Raw genomic sequence first — 16,612 nt, forward strand, 5'->3', positions numbered from 1 at the left:
GTTCCCACGCTCCCGCGTGGGAATGCAACCCGTGACGCTCTGCGTCACCTGTGCACGGTAGCTGAAACTCGGCTCGGTTCGCGCGACGCGGAGCGTCGCAAAAGGCATTCCCACGCAGAGCGTGGGAACGATCAGAGCGCCGGGTTACTTGCCGGGTGTCAGGGTCAACCTGGTCTTGCCATACACCTTGTCAAAATTCTGCGGCTGCATCGGGAAACTCAGGTATTGCGCCTTGAGCGACGGGTCGATGCCGTTGGCATAGTTCGGGCTGGCCGGGTTGCCGGACTGGCCGGTGCCGCCCTGGCCCATCATCGGTTCCGGCTGCCCGAAGTCGACAATCATGCGCAACGCCGACGTCTGGGCCGCATTGAAGTCCTGCCCCCAGCGGTACGGTGCCGGGTTCAGGGTGTTGTGGTCGCCACCACTGGCCAACGGGCCACGGATCACCTGGCCGCTGGTGGTTTTCCAGGTGGTGGTGTGCAGCTTGCCCCATTGCCAGGCCTTGTGATCAGCGCCCAGCAGGCTGTCGCCGGTGCTGATCGTGGCGGCCAGGGTGCGTGCGAGGATCGCCGGCTTGTCTTCTTTGTGCGGCGTGCGCGTGTCATCCCACAGCGGGCTGTCTTCACGGCCCAGCAAATGGTCTGCGGTGGCTGAGTAGGACAGGCAGGCATTGCTGACAAAGGCTTTCCAGCTGGCGCTCTGTTCCGGACCGAGTTTGTCGAGGAAGATCTGTCTGGCGCTCTCTTGCAGGAACAGCTCGTAGAGCGCCGCGTCGGCGGACGTTGGCGCAAGGCGACCATCGAAGGCCATCAGGCGGCCCAGTGCTTCGCGCGCCTTGGCCTGTCCGGCCGCAGGCAGCGTATCGATTGCCTGTTTCAGCGGCTGAGCCATGCCCGGTGCCTGGAACATGCCTTTGAGTTTGGCGGCAAAGAGGGTGGTCTGGTCGTATTGCATGGCGATCAGACTGCGGCTGTCATGCTTGCCAGCATTGGCCAGTTGCGCCAGGCGCTCGCTGCGCTCCGGCGCATCCCAGGAATTGGACAGCTGCATGCCATAGCCACGCGGGGCGGTGCGCTGGTTGGCGGTGCCGATCCAGCCTTGCGCCGGGTCCTGGTCATAGGGATGCAGCATGGCGTCGGCGTAACCGTCCCAGTCAAAGCGCGTATCCCAGCCCGGCGAGGGCAGCAGGCCTTCGCCTTCGCGACGGTTGGGGAAGCGGCCGGTGACTTGCCAGCCGATGTTGCTGGCGTCGGCGAAGATCATGTTCAACGCAATGGCGCGAATTTCGCGGGTGGCGTCCGAGGCCTTGCCGGCGTTTTGCGCGCGGGACAGGTCGAAGAACGCATCCAGGCTCTTGTCGTCCTTCAAATCGGCGGTTTGCAGGGCCAGGCCATAACCGCTGGTGAGGGCCTGGCTGCTGTTGAGCAAGGCGCCGTGGCGGGTTTCGTACACCACGTCGTGAATCGAGCGTTGGCCTTTGATGAAGAAGGTCTCGTTACGCACACCGGCCGGTAGCCATTTTCCGTTGTTCTCGTAGTACAACGCGCTGCCCTGGCGTTTGACCTTCTCCAGGAACAGGTCTTGGGTATCGCCCTTGACCGCGCTCATGCTCCACGCGACCTTGCCATTGAAGCCCGACAGCAGGGTCGGCAGGCCGGCAATCGACGCGCCGGCCGCCTGATATTTCGGGGCACGGATCTGCACATAGCTCCAAGGTGACGGCGCTTGCGGCTGGGCGGCGAGATCGTTGGCCAGCAGGCTTTTGCCGCTGCGGCTGCGTTGCGGCCCGATGGCCCAGTTGCTGGACGTGGTCATGCCCAGGGCATTGAGGCTGTTGAGTTGCTGGCTGACCGTGTCCAGCCCGGCGAGGCCGGTGATCTGGCTCAGGTTCACGCCCTTGAGCTTATCGGCTTCGGCCAGCGGGATCGCCTCGTCCGGCGCGCTTGGGATAAGCCAGGCGAGCTTGTCGACACCGACTTTCTGCGCCAGCACCAACGACGAAATTTCTTCCTGCAGGTTGCTCGACTCGCTGAAATTCAGCAGGCAGAACAGCAGCGCCGAATCTTCCGGTTTCCAGTACTCGGGCTTGTAGCCGGTCTGGGCCAGGTCTGTCGGCAGCTTGTCGCGGTAGCGGAACAGGTAGGCGTTAACGCCCCGTGCGTAGACTTCAAAGAACCGCTTGAGCCGTGGCGATGAGGCGTTGTACAGCTCGCCGGCGCTCTTTTTAAGGTTGACCGCGCGCATGAAACGGTCGACATCGAGTACCTCAGGGCCGGACATTTCCGCCAGACGGCCCTGGGCCAGCAGCCGCAGGGTGACCATCTGCGTGATCCGGTCGCTGGCGTGCACATAGCCGAGGCTGAACAGCGCGTCGTGGAAGGTGTTGCTTTCAATCAGCGGCATGCCCTGGGCATTGCGGCGTATCGACACGTTTTGCGCCAGGCCCTTGATCGGCTGTACGCCGGCGATGGGGGGCAGGGTGTCCTGGGTGCTCTGGAGCTGGCAACCGGCCAGGCTCAACGCACTGGCCACTGCCGCGGCAACGCCGAACCGGGGAAGAAAATGTGTAAGGGCTGGCGAGGCCATGGCAAAGCTCCTGCGGGGGGTAGCGTCATTAAAGGCGCTACGTTAGTGAGCGCGGCGAAACGACGCAAGCGGGAGTTTTGTAATTACGTGAGTACTCAGGCTTATATGCAAATCAATGTGGGAGGGGGCTTGCTCCCGATTGCGGTCATCCAGTCGAAGCCTATGTCGACTGACACACCGCTATCGGGAGCAAGCCCCCTCCCACATTGGATATTGGGTAGCTTAAGCGCCGTGGCACTTCTTGAATTTTTTCTCGCTGCCGCAGGGGCAAGGGTCGTTGCGACCAACGTCTTTCAAGGCGTTGCGCACCGGCTCCTGGTGAGCGTGGCCGCAGTTCGGGCCGTGGACATGGCCGTGGTCGTGATCATGGTGATCGTGACCATGATCGTGAGCATGATCGTGGTTGCAGTCAGGACCATGGACATGGGGTTGCTGAGTCATCGATGTCGCTCCGGAATAAAATCGCCGGGGATTATCTCGCCATTGTGGGCCACCTGCACGTCATTACCGATGAATAATCCGGTTTTCAGCTCGCCTTCCAGGCGATAGGGCACGGGGCGGTCGGGATTCTTCAGCATCTGCACTACATCGCGTATGCGTGGCCACAGGTTGGTGCGCACCGACACCCGGAAGAATTTATGACTGCGCGGCGGCACGGTCAGCCATTCGTTGGACTCACCTTCGGTCAGCACCAGATCGCCAAGGGTGACCTTGTAGATCAGGCCACGCACGGTCAGGTCAGCGTCGTCGCGGTTGTCCACGCGAAAGTAGAGCTTGAATTTCTGCTCCAGCAGCTTGGCCCGCACCACTTCGACGTTCACCAGGGAGACGTGGGGCGGCGGCGAATCGTCTTCGAACCACGAGGCGCAGCCGGTCAGGCCCAGGGTTAACGCCAGCATCAAGCTGAAGGTGCGGAGCATTGGCGTTATCCCTGTCAGGTCGTTAAAAGTAGCTGGAGCAGCACTTCTTGAATTTCTGTCCGCTGCCACACAAACATACATCATTACGCCCGGCCTTCACCTCCACCGTCGGATCGATGAAGTACCAGTGCCCCTCGTTCTGTACGAAAGAAGAGCGTTCACGGTGGCTGTGTTCACCAGCACTGTCGTGCCAGCGCGCCGTGAAGGTGACGAAGGCGTGCTCCGGCTGGCCACCGAACACCTCTGAGCTTTCCACCTCAAGGCCGAGCCAGGTGCTTTGGGCACTCCAGACGGCAATCGCGTTGCGATCGAGGCCCGCTTGCTGCGCCGGCAGGGTGGTGCTCACCAGATAGTCCACCAGGCCCAACACGTAGGCGCTGTAACGCGAACGCATCAGCGCCTCGGCAGAGGGCGCCGGGTGGCCGGCGTGGTAATGGCCGCAGCAGGCGTCCAGCAGATTGCCACTGCCGCAGGGGCAAATGGATGTACTCATCGTGTTACCACCAATACTTTCCAAAATTTTCCGGATTGGCCCAAAAGCGAGCGTTGAGCCAGTCCGGCACTTGTTTATAGTCAAGCAGATCGTAGGTAAACAGCGTCAGCACTTGCTCATCACGCTGGAAACGCTCACCGGCTTGCAACGCCAGGGAGAAAAAGTCGGTGTCCTTCCAGGCGCAGGCATCCATGTCCACCAGCACCGCGATGCGGCTGGCATTGAGGTTACGGATACCACCCAATAACCTCAGACCTTGGGGTTTGGGCAGGTGTTCAAGGCAATCGACCACCAGCGCCAGGTCAAAACGCTGCGCCGCCAGGTCGGCAGGCAGTGGTCCGGGTTGCGCAACACTGACGAGCACATCGGGGTGCGCCGTTTTAAACGCATCCAGTGCCGGGAAGTGGCTGGCGCCCAACAGCAGCAGGCGTTTGGGAGCGTGCAGGTCCAGCAGCGCAGCCAACGCTTGCTGGGGCGTACGGGCAGAAATTCCAGCGATCATCGCAGATCCTCACATCAGGACCGTAGAGACTAGCGCGCCTGGGCGTGCGGGCCTAGAGCATCCGGGTAATACCGCCGGCACTTGAGTCGTTGCGTGCGAAGTTTTTTGATCCTTCACTGGCAAAGCGCCTGTAGAAGTCGTTACTGTGCGTTCAAAGAAAAATTTGAAAACACTCGGGAGCCCCATGATGCGTAAGGTTTTTCTGCTGGCCCTGTTGGTCAGCCCCATTGCCCTGGCCCAGAGTGTCAGCGTCGAAACCAACTCTTTGATGCGCCTGCCCAGCAGCACCAGCGTGTTGCAACTGGAACGCCTGGACGTGGCGGACTACGGCACCCTGCTGATTCCGGCCACCATCAGTCAGATCGCGGTGGAAGAACTGCATCTGGGGCGTGACGCGCGCATCGCCATTGTCCCCGGCAATACCGCGCTGCAGTTGCAGGTGCGCCAGGCGCAACTGGAGCACGGCAGCCAGATCACCTCCCGAGGCGCACCCGGCACTCATGAAAAACCGGCCAAAGCCGGGCGTGACCTGACCTTGCGCATTGATTCGCTGACGGCTGAAGAACTGTCGGTGGATGCCCGTGGTGGCGCCGGTGCCCAAGGGTATGCGGGCCTGGATGGCGCCAATGGCGTCGACCCAGGTTGCACCTGGGGTTCAGCCGGGCGCGGGTTCAATGGCGATAATGGCGGCGATGGGTTGCCGGGGGCGTCGGGTGCGGCGGTGCGTATTGAGCTGCCTCAGGATTTCCCTGGCGACAAGATCAAGATCTTGGTGGACGGCGGCGCCGGTGGTTTGGCCGGTGTAGCGGGCAAACCTGGCAAGGGCGGGCAGTCCAAGGGCTGCCTGGTGTACCGCGCCGATGGCGGCGACAAAGGCCGGCCGGGGTTGGAAGGGCAGCCGGGGCCGGCTGGGCCTGCGGGGTCTGTGACTATCCAGCGCCTCTGAGTCGCTTGTTCTGACGCTATCGGGGGCAAGTCGAATCGTCGCACCGCCCCTCCCACAGTTGGAATGCATTCCAATGTGGGAGGGGGCTTGCCCCCGATAGCGGACTATAGGTCTATTCAGAACATCGGCCGAGCCGAAGCAATCGCCACCACCACCAGCCCCACAATCAAGTTAACGCCCACCAGTTTGCGAATCTGCCCCAATGCAGCCGCGCCCGCCGCCCAATCCTCGGCCGCCACCGCCGCCTTCAACGCCGGAAACTTCAACGCCTGGATGCGAATAAACAGCGCCGTCATCACCAGGTACAAGCCCATCATCACCTGTACATAACGCGGTGCGGTTTCAAAGCCGTTGAAGCGCAGGTGTAGCAGGCCGACGCCGCTGATCGGCAAAACCAGCACCGCCACCCACACCCATACAAAAAAACGTTGAAACACATTTGCCCACAGCTTCAGCCGGGCAGGGCCCTCAAGGGCCGCCATGGCGGCGGGGCGCAGGATCATCCAGGCGAAAAACATACCGCCGACCCAGATCAGGGCGGCCAATACATGCAGGGTGTAAGCGAGGCTAAACGCGGTCATTGTGGTACTCCGTTCTGCGCGGGATTAATTAGCGGGGTATGATAGCGGCCGATCCGAACCACTGAAAATTTATCCAGCGTTTTTTGCGCCCGACTATCCATGATCAGCACTGAACTCAAAACTACGATCCAGGGCGCCTATACGCGTTTTCTCGAAGCCAAGAGCTTGAAACCGCGCTACGGCCAACGCCTGATGATCGCCGAAGTGGCGAAAGTCCTCGGGGATATCGACACTGACGACGAGGGCCGCCGTGCGGGCGAACCGGCGGTCGTGGCCGTCGAGGCCGGCACCGGCACCGGCAAGACCGTGGCCTACAGCCTGGCTGCGATCCCCACCGCCAAGGCCGCGGGCAAGCGCCTGGTGATCGCCACGGCGACCGTCGCACTGCAGGAGCAGATTGTCTACAAAGACCTGCCTGACCTGATGCGCAATAGCGGCTTGAGTTTTACCTTTGCCCTCGCCAAGGGGCGTGGCCGCTACATGTGCCTGTCCAAGCTCGATGTGTTGCTGCAGGAAGGCCACGCGCAGACCGCCACCGCCTCGCTGTTCGAAGAAGAAGGCTTCAAGATCGAGGTCGATGAGGCCAGCCAGAAGCTGTTCACCAGCATGATCGAGAAACTCGCCGGCAATAAATGGGACGGTGATCGCGACAGCTGGCCCACCGCCCTGGAGGATTCCGACTGGGCGCGCCTGACCACCGACCACAGCCAGTGCACCAACCGCCATTGCCCCAACTTCGGCCAGTGCGCCTTCTACAAGGCCCGCGAAGGCATGGGCAAGGTTGATGTGATCGTCACCAACCACGACATGGTGCTGGCCGACCTGGCCCTGGGCGGCGGCGCCGTACTGCCGGACCCGCGCGACACCCTGTACGTGTTCGACGAAGGCCATCACCTGCCGGACAAGGCCATCGGCCACTTTGCCCATTACACGCGCCTGCGCTCTACCGCCGACTGGCTGGAAACCACCGCCAAGAACCTCACCAAGCTGCTCGCCCAGCATCCGCTGCCCGGTGACCTGGGCAAGCTGATCGAACAGGTGCCCGAGCTGGCGCGGGAGATCAAGACCCAGCAGCAGTTCATGTTCAGCGCCTGCGAGCAGGTGGCCGACTTCAAGCCCGGCGAAGATGTGGAAGGCCGTGAGCGGCCGCGTCACCGGTTTGTTGGCGGGATGATTCCCGAGCATATGCGCGAAATGGGCATTGAACTGAAGAAAGGCTTTTCACGCCTGACCGACCTGTTCACCCGTCTGACGGACTTGCTCAAGGAAGGCATGGATGGCGAGGTCAATATCGGCATCGCCAGCAACCAGGCCGAAGAATGGTACCCGCTGTTCGGTAGCCTGCTGTCCCGCGCCCAGGGCAACTGGGAGTTGTGGACCGCCTTTACCGTCGAAGACCCGGAAGACAACCCGCCCATGGCGCGTTGGCTGACCTTGTCGGAAAGCGGTGCGCTGTTCGATATCGAGGTCAATGCCAGCCCGATCCTGGCCGCCGAAATGCTGCGCCGCAACCTGTGGAACGTGGCCTACGGCTGCCTGGTGACGTCGGCCACGCTGACCGCCCTTGGCACCTTCGACCGCTTCCGCATGCGCGCCGGCCTGCCGAAAAAGGCTGTCACCGCGGTGGTGCCGAGCCCGTTTCACCACGCCGACGCCGGCGTGCTGCGGGTGCCCGACCTCAAGGCCGACCCAAGGGACGCGCCGGCGCACACGGCGGCGATCATCCGCGACCTGCCCGGATTGGTGGAAGGCTCGCGGGGCACCCTGGTGCTGTTTTCGTCGCGCAAGCAGATGCAGGACGTGTTTGACGGCCTTGATCGCGACTGGCGTAAACAGGTGTTTATCCAGGGCAACCTGTCCAAGCAGGAGACCTTGAACAAGCACAAAGCGCGGGTCGATGGCGGTGATTCCAGCGTGTTGTTCGGCCTGGCGAGCTTTGCCGAAGGCGTGGACTTGCCCGGCGCCTACTGCGAACACGTGGTCATCGCCAAGATTCCATTCTCGGTGCCGGACGATCCGGTTGAAGCCGCGCTGGCCGAATGGATCGAAGCCCGGGGCGGCAACCCGTTCATGGAAATCTCGGTGCCCGATGCTTCCCTGAAACTGGTGCAGGCCTGCGGGCGCTTGCTGCGCACCGAGCAGGACCGGGGCACCATCACCTTGCTCGATCGCCGCCTGGTCACCCAGCGCTATGGCAAGGCCATCTTGAATGCCTTGCCGCCGTTCAGGCGCGAAATTTCTTAAGCCACCGTGGGCGAATTCGCCCACGGCGTGGTCTATCTCACTGTATGTCATCAGGCCAGCCATCGGCCGTTTGGGAGAACCTTGTTCGTATGATTCGCACGCTGCCCGCTATTTTTGCCCTGCTGTTCGCCGCGCCGCTATTGGCCGCGCCGGCCGGGCAACAAACCCTGTTCAATTTCGTCCGGCCCGCTGATGTGGTCAAGGTGGCGACCCAGGACGCCAGCCTGCCGCAATACAACGCCGAACAAACCCCCGAAGGCGAGGTGCTGCGCCGCATCACCTTCAACCCGGCCGCCGAGCCGAGCCTGGTACTCAGCCCGCAAACGGGCGTGTGGGACTGGTCGCAATCGGGCGCCATGAGCCTGCGTATCCAGAGCGCCATGAACTGGGCGTTGACCCTCTACGTAAAGGTACAAAGTGCCGACGGTAAAACCCTGGTCAGCCGCATCGACCTGCCGGCCGGCCCGGCGCAGACCTTGCTGGTGCCGCTGCAAGCCCACTCGCCGCTGAGCCAGGGCATGAAGGCCGGCCCGCCGATGCCGATGACCGTGGACGGCCAGCGTGTGTTGCTGGCTGCCAGCGCCGGGGAAATCGACCGCAGCCAGGTGGTGTCGGTGACGCTGTCAATGATCAAGCCGAATGCCGCCCAAAGCATCCTGCTGGAGCGCTTTGGCGTGCAGGACAGCGAGCCGGTGTTGAAAGCGGCCTACAGCGAACTGGTGGACGCTTACGGCCAGTCCACCCGCGCGCGCTGGCCGGAAAAAGTCAGCAACGACGAGCAGCTCAAGGCTGCGGCGGCCAAGGAGCAACAACAACTGAAGGCGTGGCTTGCCGAGCGTGACAAGTCGTCCCTGGATCAATACGGCGGCTGGAACAAGGGCCCGGCGTTCGACGCCAGCGGTTTCTTCCGCACCGAAAAGCGCGACGGTCGCTGGTATCTGGTCACACCGCAAGGCCATCCGTTCTACTCGCTGGGTGTCAACACCGTGGCCCCGGACAACAGCCAGAGCTACGTCGCCGGGCGTGAGTGGATGTTTGCGGCGCTGCCCAAGGCCGGCGAGCCCTTCGACAAGTATTACGGCAGCGGCGATAACCGCACCGGCAACGGCGCGGGCGAGGGGCGCGGTTTTGGCGCAGGGCGTTGGTATGATTTTTATGGCGCCAACCTGCAGCGCACCTATGGCACTGAAACCGGCACCGACGGTTTCGACCAGCAGCGCTGGGTGAGCCACACCCTCGACCGCCTGCAAGCCTGGGGCTTCAATACCGTGGGCAACTGGAGCGATCCGGACCTGGCCACGGCCGACCGCGTGCCCTACACCTTGCCGCTGTCGATTGTGGGTGACTACGCCAGCATCAGCACCGGCACCGACTGGTGGGGCGGCATGCCCGACCCGTTCGACCCACGCTTTGCCATGGCCACTGAACGCGCCGTGGCCATTGCCGCTCGCGATCATCGCGACGACCCGTGGCTAATCGGCTTCTTTGCCGACAACGAACTGGCCTGGGCCGGCCCTGGCGACGATGCAAAATCCCGTTACGCCCTGGCCTACGGCACCCTGCGCATGACCACCGACGTACCGGCCAAGCGTGCCTTCCTCAAGCAACTGCGCGACAAATACCGCAATGAAGAAGGCCTGTCGAAAGCCTGGGGCATCCACCTGGCCGGCTGGGAACTGATGGAAGACCCTGGCTTCGAGCCGCCGATGCCTGACCCGGAGCATCCCGAAATCGAGGCTGACTTCAAGTATTTCCAGAAGACCTTCGCCGACGCCTACTTCAAGACCATTTCCGATTCGCTGAAATGGCACGCACCCAACCAGTTGCTGCTGGGTGGGCGTTATGCGGTGAGCACCCCCGAAGCCGTGGCAGCCTGTGCCCAGTACTGCGATGTGCTGAGCTTCAACATGTACACCCTCAAGCCCCAGGACGGTTATGACTTCGCCGCCCTGCGTGCACTCGACAAGCCGGTACTGATCACCGAATTCAATTTTGGCTCGACCGACCGTGGCCCGTTCTGGGGCGGCGTCACCCAATTGGCCGCCGAAGAAGAGCGTGGCGCGGCGTACGCGGCCTTCCTCAAGCAAGCCATGGCGGAGCCGTCGATTGTCGGCGTGCACTGGTTCCAGTACCTGGACCAGCCGGTGACCGGGCGCTTGCTGGACGGTGAAAACGGTCACTTCGGCCTCGTTGGCATTACCGACGTGCCCTTTCAGGGCTTTGTCGACAGCGTGCGCAAAAGCAATCTCGCGGCGGTCGACCAGTTGGGTAAGGCGGCCGAAAAGGCCAAGGCGGTCGGCGCGGCACGCGAGAGCGAGGGCGGCCGGGCAGGCCAGGCCGGCAAAGACGCAGGCCAGGGCGCCGGGCACGCCGGCGGGCACTCCGCAAATGGGCATTGATTCGTCGTTGATGGGTTCACAAAACCCCTAATGGCTGGAACAATGTCGGCCACTTTTCATGATGTTTTTCGAGGTCGCTCAGGTGCAGATTCAGGGTCATTACGAGCTCCAGTTCGAAGCGGTACGTGAAGCGTTCGCCGCATTGTTCGATGACCCTCAGGAGCGCGGTGCCGGGCTTTGCATCCAGGTCGGCGGCGAGACGGTCGTCGACCTGTGGGCCGGCACCGCCGACAAGGACGGCGCCGAAGCCTGGCACAGCGACACGATCGTCAACCTGTTCTCTTGCACCAAGACCTTCACTGCGGTCGCTGCGCTGCAACTGGTGGCCGAAGGCAAGCTGAAGCTGGACGCGCCCGTGGCCGAGTACTGGCCGGAATTCGCGGCGGCGGGCAAGGAATCCATCACCCTGCGCCAGTTGCTCTGCCATCAGGCCGGGTTGCCGGCGATCCGCGAGATGCTGCCCGCCGAAGCCCTGTACGACTGGCAACTGATGGTCGATACCCTGGCGGCCGAAGCGCCGTGGTGGACACCCGGCCAGGGCCATGGCTACGAGGCGATCACCTATGGCTGGTTGGTCGGCGAGCTGCTGCGCCGTGCCGACGGGCGCGGGCCTGGGGAGTCCATCGTGGCGCGGGTGGCGCGGCCATTGGGGCTGGATTTTCACGTCGGCCTGGCGGACGAAGAGTTCTATCGTGTCGCCCATATAGCGCGCAGCAAAGGCAATATGGGCGATGCAGCGGCACAACGGTTACTTCAAGTAATGATGCGTGAACCCACGGCCATGACTACCCGTGCATTTGCCAACCCACCGTCTATTCTGACCAGCACTAATAAACCCGAGTGGCGGCGTATGCAGCAACCGGCGGCAAATGGTCACGGGAATGCACGGAGCCTGGCCGGGTTTTATAGCGGTTTATTGGACGGTAGTTTGCTGGAAAGCGACATGCTCGAACAATTGACCCGTGAACACAGTATTGGCCCGGATAAAACCTTATTGACCCAAACCCGTTTCGGCCTGGGTTGCATGTTGGATCAACCGCAGTTGCCCAATGCGACATTCGGCCTTGGCCCGCGCGCCTTTGGGCATCCCGGGGCAGGGGGCTCGGTAGGGTTTGCCGACCCAGAGCACGATGTAGCGTTCGGTTTCGTGACTAATACCCTGGGGCCCTATGTACTTATGGACCCACGTGCGCAGAAGTTGGTCGGAATATTGGCCGGTTGTCTATAAACCCCTTGCTGTTTCACAATTTTTTGTTACAAAGACACGTATAAGAAGACGCTGAACGCAATGATGTAACTTCAATGTTCTTTAAGCGTCGGTTTAACGGGGCACCTGGCCCCCCCTGGTTTTTTCTCATTTTGTGGATATCTCATGTTATCGAACAAGTCCTTGGCACTGGCGCTGTGCCTCACTATTACCGGCTGTGCACAAACACCACAGAATGATGCCGAAGGTGGGCACTGGTGGTCATTTGGGTCCGATAAGGCTGCTACCAAGGACGCAGTGACCCAAACCGACGCCAAGCCGGATGCCAAGCCCGCTGCTGGCGCCAAGGATGCCGCGCCTGTTGCCGCTGCCGCAGCGCCTGCTCCGGCAGCCAAGGCTGACACAGGCTCCAGCTGGTGGCCCTTCTCCACCAAGAGCGCCGACGAAAAGGCCGCCGAGGCCAAGGCCGACCTGAAAGCTGACCTCAAGGCCGCAACCCCGGCTCCGGACGGTGCTCCGGTCGTGGCCAAGACCGATACCGAAGCCCACTGGTGGTGGCCGTTCGATACCAAGCCAAAGCCGCTGGCCAAGGTCGATGTGACCAATGTGCCGATGCCTGATCCGAAAATCACCCAGGCCTGGTTGGACGATTACGAGCCGCGCCTGCGTGCCGCCATCAAGGACAGCAACCTGCAATTGGAACGTCGTGACAACGTGCTGGTAGTGATTGCCCCGGTGGACGGCTCCTACAACCCGAAACGTCCAGCGATGCTGCTGCCGGTGACCCTGGGCCCGTTCACTCGCGTCGCCAAGGCCGTCGAAGCGGATCCAAAGACCGCCGTACTGGTGCTGGGCCACGTTGATGCCACCGGTAGCGCGCCGGCCAGCCAGGCGCTGAGCAAGGAACGTGCGCAGTCGATTGCCTCGATTTTCAGCCTCAGCGGTTTGAAGCAGGATCGCCTGATGCTGCGTGGCATGGGCGACCTGATGCCGCGTGCCGCCAACGACAGTTCCCAGGGCCGTGCGCTGAATCGTCGCATGGAAATCATGTTCACTCAGCGTACAACTATGTTGGCGCTGCTGAACAAGTACAACTCGGGCAAGACCCCGCCTGTGGCGGAAATGGTTGCCGTGCAGGATGTTCCCGCACCGGCCCCGGCAGCAAAAGCTCCTGCGAAGAAAGCGCCAGCCAAGAAAGCCGCCGCCAAGCCGGCTGCTAAAGCCGCTAAAAAAGCCCCGGCCAAACCGGCTGCAAAGAAACCGGCTCCGGCCAAGGCCAAGGCTGCTGCACCGGCGAGTAACGACCAGGCGAAAAACTGATCCGTTGAACCAGAAGGATAACGCCGCATGACCCAGGCACTGGCCGATATGCGCCGTGACTACACACGGGACGGTTTGAGCGAGGCCCAGGCCCCGGACGAGCCGTTTGCCTTGTTCCACCAATGGTTCGCCGATGCGGTGAAAACCGAGCAGGCACCGGTGGAGGCCAATGCCATGACCCTGGCCACGGTCGACCAGGAGGGTCGACCGCACTGTCGTATCTTGTTGCTCAAGGGCCTGGATGCGCAGGGCTTTACCTTCTTTACCAACTATCAGAGCGCCAAGGGTGAACAACTGGCGGCGCGGCCATTCGCGGCAATGACCTTTTTCTGGCCGACCCTCGAGCGCCAGGTGCGCATTGAAGGTCGCGTGGTCAAGGTCACGCCTGAAGAATCGGATGCTTATTATCAGGTACGACCTCTGGGCAGCCGCCTGGGGGCGTGGGCATCGCCGCAGAGCAAGGTCATTGGTGATCGCGAAGAACTGCAGGCGCTGCTCAAGGCGACCGAACAGCGTTTCAGCGACACCCAGCCCGACTGCCCTGAGCATTGGGGGGGTTATCGCTTGTTGCCCGAGCGCATCGAGTTCTGGCAAGGCCGCGCCAGCCGCCTGCATGACCGTCTTAACTATCGGCTGCAAGCGGGCCAATGGACGCGCGAGCGTCTGGCGCCCTGAGCGTCCCCTTTCGTCATCTAATTTGAATCATGCCCTTTGCGCCGAAGTCTTTATGCAGGAGACTTCGGCGTTTTCGGCTGTATGGCTACACTGACTAACCACGCTATGGCATGTTTTGGTTAAGCTACCGTTCGTCGAGCTGTGTGGTGCCGACAGCCTGTACTCAGGCTGAATGAAAGCACTTTTCTGCCTGGCTCGCCGTGACAGGCGCCAGGCTGCAGCGTTTAATGAATACCTGTCCTTTGGAGTTGATGCTATGCGTAAGTCCGTTTTACTAGTTGCCTGCTTTACCACCCTGTCATTGCTGTTGGGTGGCTGCGCCTCGAGTCTGACCGGCGACTCGTACTCCCGTGACGAGGCGCGTCGTGTACAGACCGTCCGCATGGGTACCATCGAATCCCTGCGTCCGGTCAAGATCGAAGGCACCAAGACCCCAATCGGCGGTGCTGCGGGTGCGGTCATCGGCGGCGTTGGCGGCAGCGCCATCGGCGGCGGCCGTGGCAGCATCGTTACCGCTGTGATCGGCGCGGTAGCCGGTGGCCTGCTGGGCTCGGCCACCGAAGAAGGCCTGACTCGTACCCAGGGCGTGGAAATCACCGTTCGTGAAGACGACGGCAGCATGCGTTCCTACGTACAAGCCGTGCAGGAAAATGAAATTTTCCGAATTGGCGACCGTGTGCGCATCATGACGGTCGACGGCACCAGCCGCGTTACTCGCTAAAAGCGTAAGCAACAAGTAAAGAAAAACCCCAACCGGGTGACTGGTTGGGGTTTTTTGCCTGTGGGCCTGATCTTTTTAAAAGCGCATAAGTTGCAGGCAATAAAAAACCGCCTTAGTAGGGCGGTTTTTTATCGCAAGGCCATTATGAAGCTTGGCTTGCATGCTCACAGAACGCAATGACATGTCGGAATACTACTGTCGGTTGATGCTTCACGCAAGATGCAGCTCTAAGAGGAACTATCGCTTCTGATACTTTTTTTGTCAGAAAAAAATGGCAATAAATATTCCGGGCCACCCTGTGCTTAGTCACACCTTCGAAGGGCCGCTCAGCTAGTATCGACGCCGTTCTACGTTCGTCACTCTGTGAGTCGACGGGGTCAGCAAAAACAAGTTTTCTGGACCAGCCGCCACGGGCTAGTAATCCGTGCCGGATTGATGCGGAGGGCCCGTCAACCCTGCCGCCTCATGGAACGCAATGACAGCATTCGAAGGCTCACATGTTCCGGTAAGTGCGCTGGAGGTAGGCCCAACTCTAGGAGGGTCGAGTATGTCTAAGTTTGCACGACGTACGTGGAACCTCGTAGTGAATGCCCTGCGTGTTTATCACGTATGGGTATTCCTGCGGGACAGCTTTGATGACCTGTAAGGTCTGAGAAGTGGAGCCGCCTCGATTCAGGTCGAGGCGGCTTTTTGGTGTTTGGATGTCACCTCAACTATGAAATAACGGCTTTCTTGCGACTCGCCATCGCCGTCACCGCATAACCAATACACGCCGCAATTATCGACCCGGTCAGAATCCCCATGCGATCTTCGCCGGCGAACTCGCTGACCCCCGGTACAAATGCCAGTGAGCCGACAAACAGGCTCATGGTAAAGCCGATGCCGCACAGGATCGCCACGCCCAGCACCTGGCCCCAGTTCGCACCGCTGGGCAGTGAGGCAATGCCGGTCTTGATGGCCAGCCAGGTAAGGCCGAACACACCGACGGTTTTGCCAATCAACAGGCCGGCGGCGATGCCCATGGGCACAGGGTGGGTGAAGCTCTCGAGGCTGACGCCGGTGAGGGACACCCCGGCGTTGGCGAATGCGAACAGCGGCAGGATGGCGTAGGCCACCCACGGGTGCAGCGCATGCTCCAGGGTCAGCAGGGGCGAAGTTTCGGCATTTTTGGTGCGCAGTGGAATGCAGAACGCCAGAGTCACCCCGGCGAGGGTGGCGTGGACGCCGCTCTTGAGCACGCACACCCACAGGATCAGGCCGATGATCAGGTACGGCCCGAGCTTGACCACACCCAGGCGGTTCATCGCGATAAGGGCGACCAGGCAGGCCGCTGCACCCGCCAGGGACGCGCCGGACAGGTCAGCGGAATAGAACAGCGCAATGACGATAATGGCACCCAGGTCGTCAATGATTGCCAGGGTCATCAGGAACAGTTTCAGCGACACCGGCACGCGCTTGCCCAGCAGCGCCAGGACGCCGAGCGCAAAGGCGATATCCGTGGCCATCGGGATCGCCCAGCCGGCGAGTGCTGCAGGGTTGTCCTTGTTCAACGCCCAATAGATGAGCGCGGGGACGACCATGCCGCCGATAGCCGCCGCGCCGGGAAGGACCACCTGCGACGGTTTGGACAGGTGACCATCGAGCAGCTCGCGTTTGACTTCGAGGCCGATCAGCAGGAAGAACAGGGCCATCAGGCCGTCGTTGATCCACAGCAAGGCGGGCTTGGCGATTTGCAGCGCGCCAACCTGTGCCACCACCGGGGTGTCGAGAAAGGCGCCATACAGGTGCGACAAAGGTGAGTTGTTGATAATCAGCGCCAACGCGGCAGCGGCAATCAATAACAGGCCGCTGGCGGCTTCCAGCTGGAAAAAACGGGTGAAAGTGCTTCGCAGAGGCAAGGGATGCTCTCCAATCCAGGTTCAATAGGTGGGTACCCTAACCCGTACCGTTAGTTGTTAAAACAAAAGTTATATTCTTATTTGTTATAAGCGTTGGTCAGAGCGGGCGTTGTTTCAAAG

14 protein-coding genes are annotated in these 16,612 nt (G+C 61.5%); 7 read left to right on the forward strand and 7 right to left on the reverse strand.

Annotated features, from left to right (window positions below; translation table 11 throughout):
• Nucleotides 1–144 precede the first annotated feature (144 nt).
• The 5 genes from C4J86_RS06960 to C4J86_RS06980 all read right to left on the reverse strand — a co-directional run bounded on the left by C4J86_RS06960 (nt 145) and on the right by C4J86_RS06980 (nt 4,501).
• Nucleotides 145–2,586: a penicillin acylase family protein gene (locus tag C4J86_RS06960; RefSeq protein WP_124369899.1), complete on the reverse strand. Its 2,442-nt coding sequence runs from the start codon at nt 2,584–2,586 to the stop codon at nt 145–147.
• Between the two features lie 222 nt (nt 2,587–2,808).
• Nucleotides 2,809–3,027: an SEC-C metal-binding domain-containing protein gene (locus C4J86_RS06965; RefSeq protein WP_124369900.1), complete on the reverse strand. Its 219-nt coding sequence runs from the start codon at nt 3,025–3,027 to the stop codon at nt 2,809–2,811.
• Nucleotides 3,024–3,506 carry an LEA type 2 family protein gene (locus tag C4J86_RS06970; RefSeq protein ID WP_124361638.1) on the reverse strand — a complete coding sequence of 161 codons (483 nt, stop codon included), beginning with the start codon at nt 3,504–3,506 and terminating at the stop codon, nt 3,024–3,026. Before C4J86_RS06970 ends, C4J86_RS06965 begins: the two co-directional genes overlap by 4 nt.
• Before the next feature lie 22 nt (nt 3,507–3,528).
• A complete protein-coding gene (locus tag C4J86_RS06975) occupies nt 3,529–3,999 on the reverse strand; it encodes a YchJ family protein (RefSeq protein WP_124369901.1) in 471 nt (156 codons plus the stop codon).
• Between the two features lie 4 nt (nt 4,000–4,003).
• Nucleotides 4,004–4,501, reverse strand: coding sequence for a DUF6231 family protein (locus C4J86_RS06980; protein ID WP_124369902.1), 498 nt, complete (start codon nt 4,499–4,501; stop codon nt 4,004–4,006).
• Nucleotides 4,502–4,688: 187 nt separating this feature from the next.
• On the opposite strand from C4J86_RS06980, the gene C4J86_RS06985 reads away from it, so the two are divergent.
• Entirely contained in the window at nt 4,689–5,447 is a 759-nt protein-coding gene (locus C4J86_RS06985; protein ID WP_124369903.1) for a collagen-like protein, read from the forward strand.
• 116 nt (nt 5,448–5,563) lie between these two features.
• Here the strand turns inward: C4J86_RS06985 and C4J86_RS06990 are convergent, their stop codons facing one another.
• On the reverse strand, nt 5,564–6,028 hold the full coding sequence (locus C4J86_RS06990) for a CopD family protein (RefSeq protein ID WP_124369904.1): 465 nt from the start codon (nt 6,026–6,028) through the stop codon (nt 5,564–5,566).
• Between the two features lie 99 nt (nt 6,029–6,127).
• On the opposite strand from C4J86_RS06990, the gene dinG reads away from it, so the two are divergent.
• The 6 genes from dinG to C4J86_RS07020 all read left to right on the forward strand — a co-directional run bounded on the left by dinG (nt 6,128) and on the right by C4J86_RS07020 (nt 14,594).
• Nucleotides 6,128–8,272 (forward strand): ATP-dependent DNA helicase DinG, encoded by a 2,145-nt coding sequence (dinG, locus tag C4J86_RS06995; protein WP_124361643.1) that lies wholly within the window; start codon nt 6,128–6,130, stop codon nt 8,270–8,272.
• A gap of 89 nt (nt 8,273–8,361) precedes the next feature.
• A complete protein-coding gene (locus C4J86_RS07000) occupies nt 8,362–10,671 on the forward strand; it encodes a beta-galactosidase (protein ID WP_124369905.1) in 2,310 nt (769 codons plus the stop codon).
• Nucleotides 10,672–10,753: 82 nt separating this feature from the next.
• Nucleotides 10,754–11,899, forward strand: coding sequence for a serine hydrolase domain-containing protein (locus C4J86_RS07005; protein ID WP_124368943.1), 1,146 nt, complete (start codon nt 10,754–10,756; stop codon nt 11,897–11,899).
• A 144-nt stretch (nt 11,900–12,043) separates the two neighbouring features.
• On the forward strand, nt 12,044–13,198 hold the full coding sequence (locus tag C4J86_RS07010; protein ID WP_124369906.1) for an OmpA family protein: 1,155 nt from the start codon (nt 12,044–12,046) through the stop codon (nt 13,196–13,198).
• 27 nt (nt 13,199–13,225) lie between these two features.
• Nucleotides 13,226–13,873, forward strand: a complete 648-nt coding sequence (gene pdxH / locus C4J86_RS07015) for a pyridoxamine 5'-phosphate oxidase (RefSeq protein ID WP_124361646.1) — start codon at nt 13,226–13,228, stop codon at nt 13,871–13,873.
• 256 nt (nt 13,874–14,129) lie between these two features.
• Nucleotides 14,130–14,594: a glycine zipper 2TM domain-containing protein gene (locus C4J86_RS07020; protein ID WP_065886131.1), complete on the forward strand. Its 465-nt coding sequence runs from the start codon at nt 14,130–14,132 to the stop codon at nt 14,592–14,594.
• A gap of 713 nt (nt 14,595–15,307) precedes the next feature.
• Here the strand turns inward: C4J86_RS07020 and nhaA are convergent.
• The gene (gene nhaA / locus C4J86_RS07025) at nt 15,308–16,492 is read right to left on the reverse strand and encodes a Na+/H+ antiporter NhaA (protein ID WP_124369907.1); all 1,185 of its coding nucleotides are present in this window, start codon (nt 16,490–16,492) and stop codon (nt 15,308–15,310) included.
• Nucleotides 16,493–16,612: the final 120 nt, after the last annotated feature.

It is taken from the genome of Pseudomonas sp. R2-7-07, assembly GCF_003852355.1.
GTDB lineage: Bacteria > Pseudomonadota > Gammaproteobacteria > Pseudomonadales > Pseudomonadaceae > Aquipseudomonas.

Excerpts from the sequence above, each read along its gene's own strand:
- C4J86_RS06985 (WP_124369903.1), top strand. The coding sequence starts at position 4,689 with ATGCGTAAGGTTTTTCTGCTGGCCCTGTTGGTCAGCCCCATTGCCCTG.
- dinG (WP_124361643.1), top strand. The coding sequence starts at position 6,128 with ATGATCAGCACTGAACTCAAAACTACGATCCAGGGCGCCTATACGCGT.
- C4J86_RS07000 (WP_124369905.1), top strand. The coding sequence starts at position 8,362 with ATGATTCGCACGCTGCCCGCTATTTTTGCCCTGCTGTTCGCCGCGCCG.
- pdxH (WP_124361646.1), top strand. The coding sequence starts at position 13,226 with ATGACCCAGGCACTGGCCGATATGCGCCGTGACTACACACGGGACGGT.
- C4J86_RS07020 (WP_065886131.1), top strand. The coding sequence starts at position 14,130 with ATGCGTAAGTCCGTTTTACTAGTTGCCTGCTTTACCACCCTGTCATTG.
- C4J86_RS06990 (WP_124369904.1), bottom strand. The coding sequence starts at position 6,028 with ATGACCGCGTTTAGCCTCGCTTACACCCTGCATGTATTGGCCGCCCTG.
- C4J86_RS06970 (WP_124361638.1), bottom strand. The coding sequence starts at position 3,506 with ATGCTCCGCACCTTCAGCTTGATGCTGGCGTTAACCCTGGGCCTGACC.
- C4J86_RS06975 (WP_124369901.1), bottom strand. The coding sequence starts at position 3,999 with ATGAGTACATCCATTTGCCCCTGCGGCAGTGGCAATCTGCTGGACGCC.
- C4J86_RS06965 (WP_124369900.1), bottom strand. The coding sequence starts at position 3,027 with ATGACTCAGCAACCCCATGTCCATGGTCCTGACTGCAACCACGATCAT.
- C4J86_RS07010 (WP_124369906.1), top strand. The coding sequence starts at position 12,044 with ATGTTATCGAACAAGTCCTTGGCACTGGCGCTGTGCCTCACTATTACC.
- C4J86_RS06960 (WP_124369899.1), bottom strand. The coding sequence starts at position 2,586 with ATGGCCTCGCCAGCCCTTACACATTTTCTTCCCCGGTTCGGCGTTGCC.
- C4J86_RS06980 (WP_124369902.1), bottom strand. The coding sequence starts at position 4,501 with ATGATCGCTGGAATTTCTGCCCGTACGCCCCAGCAAGCGTTGGCTGCG.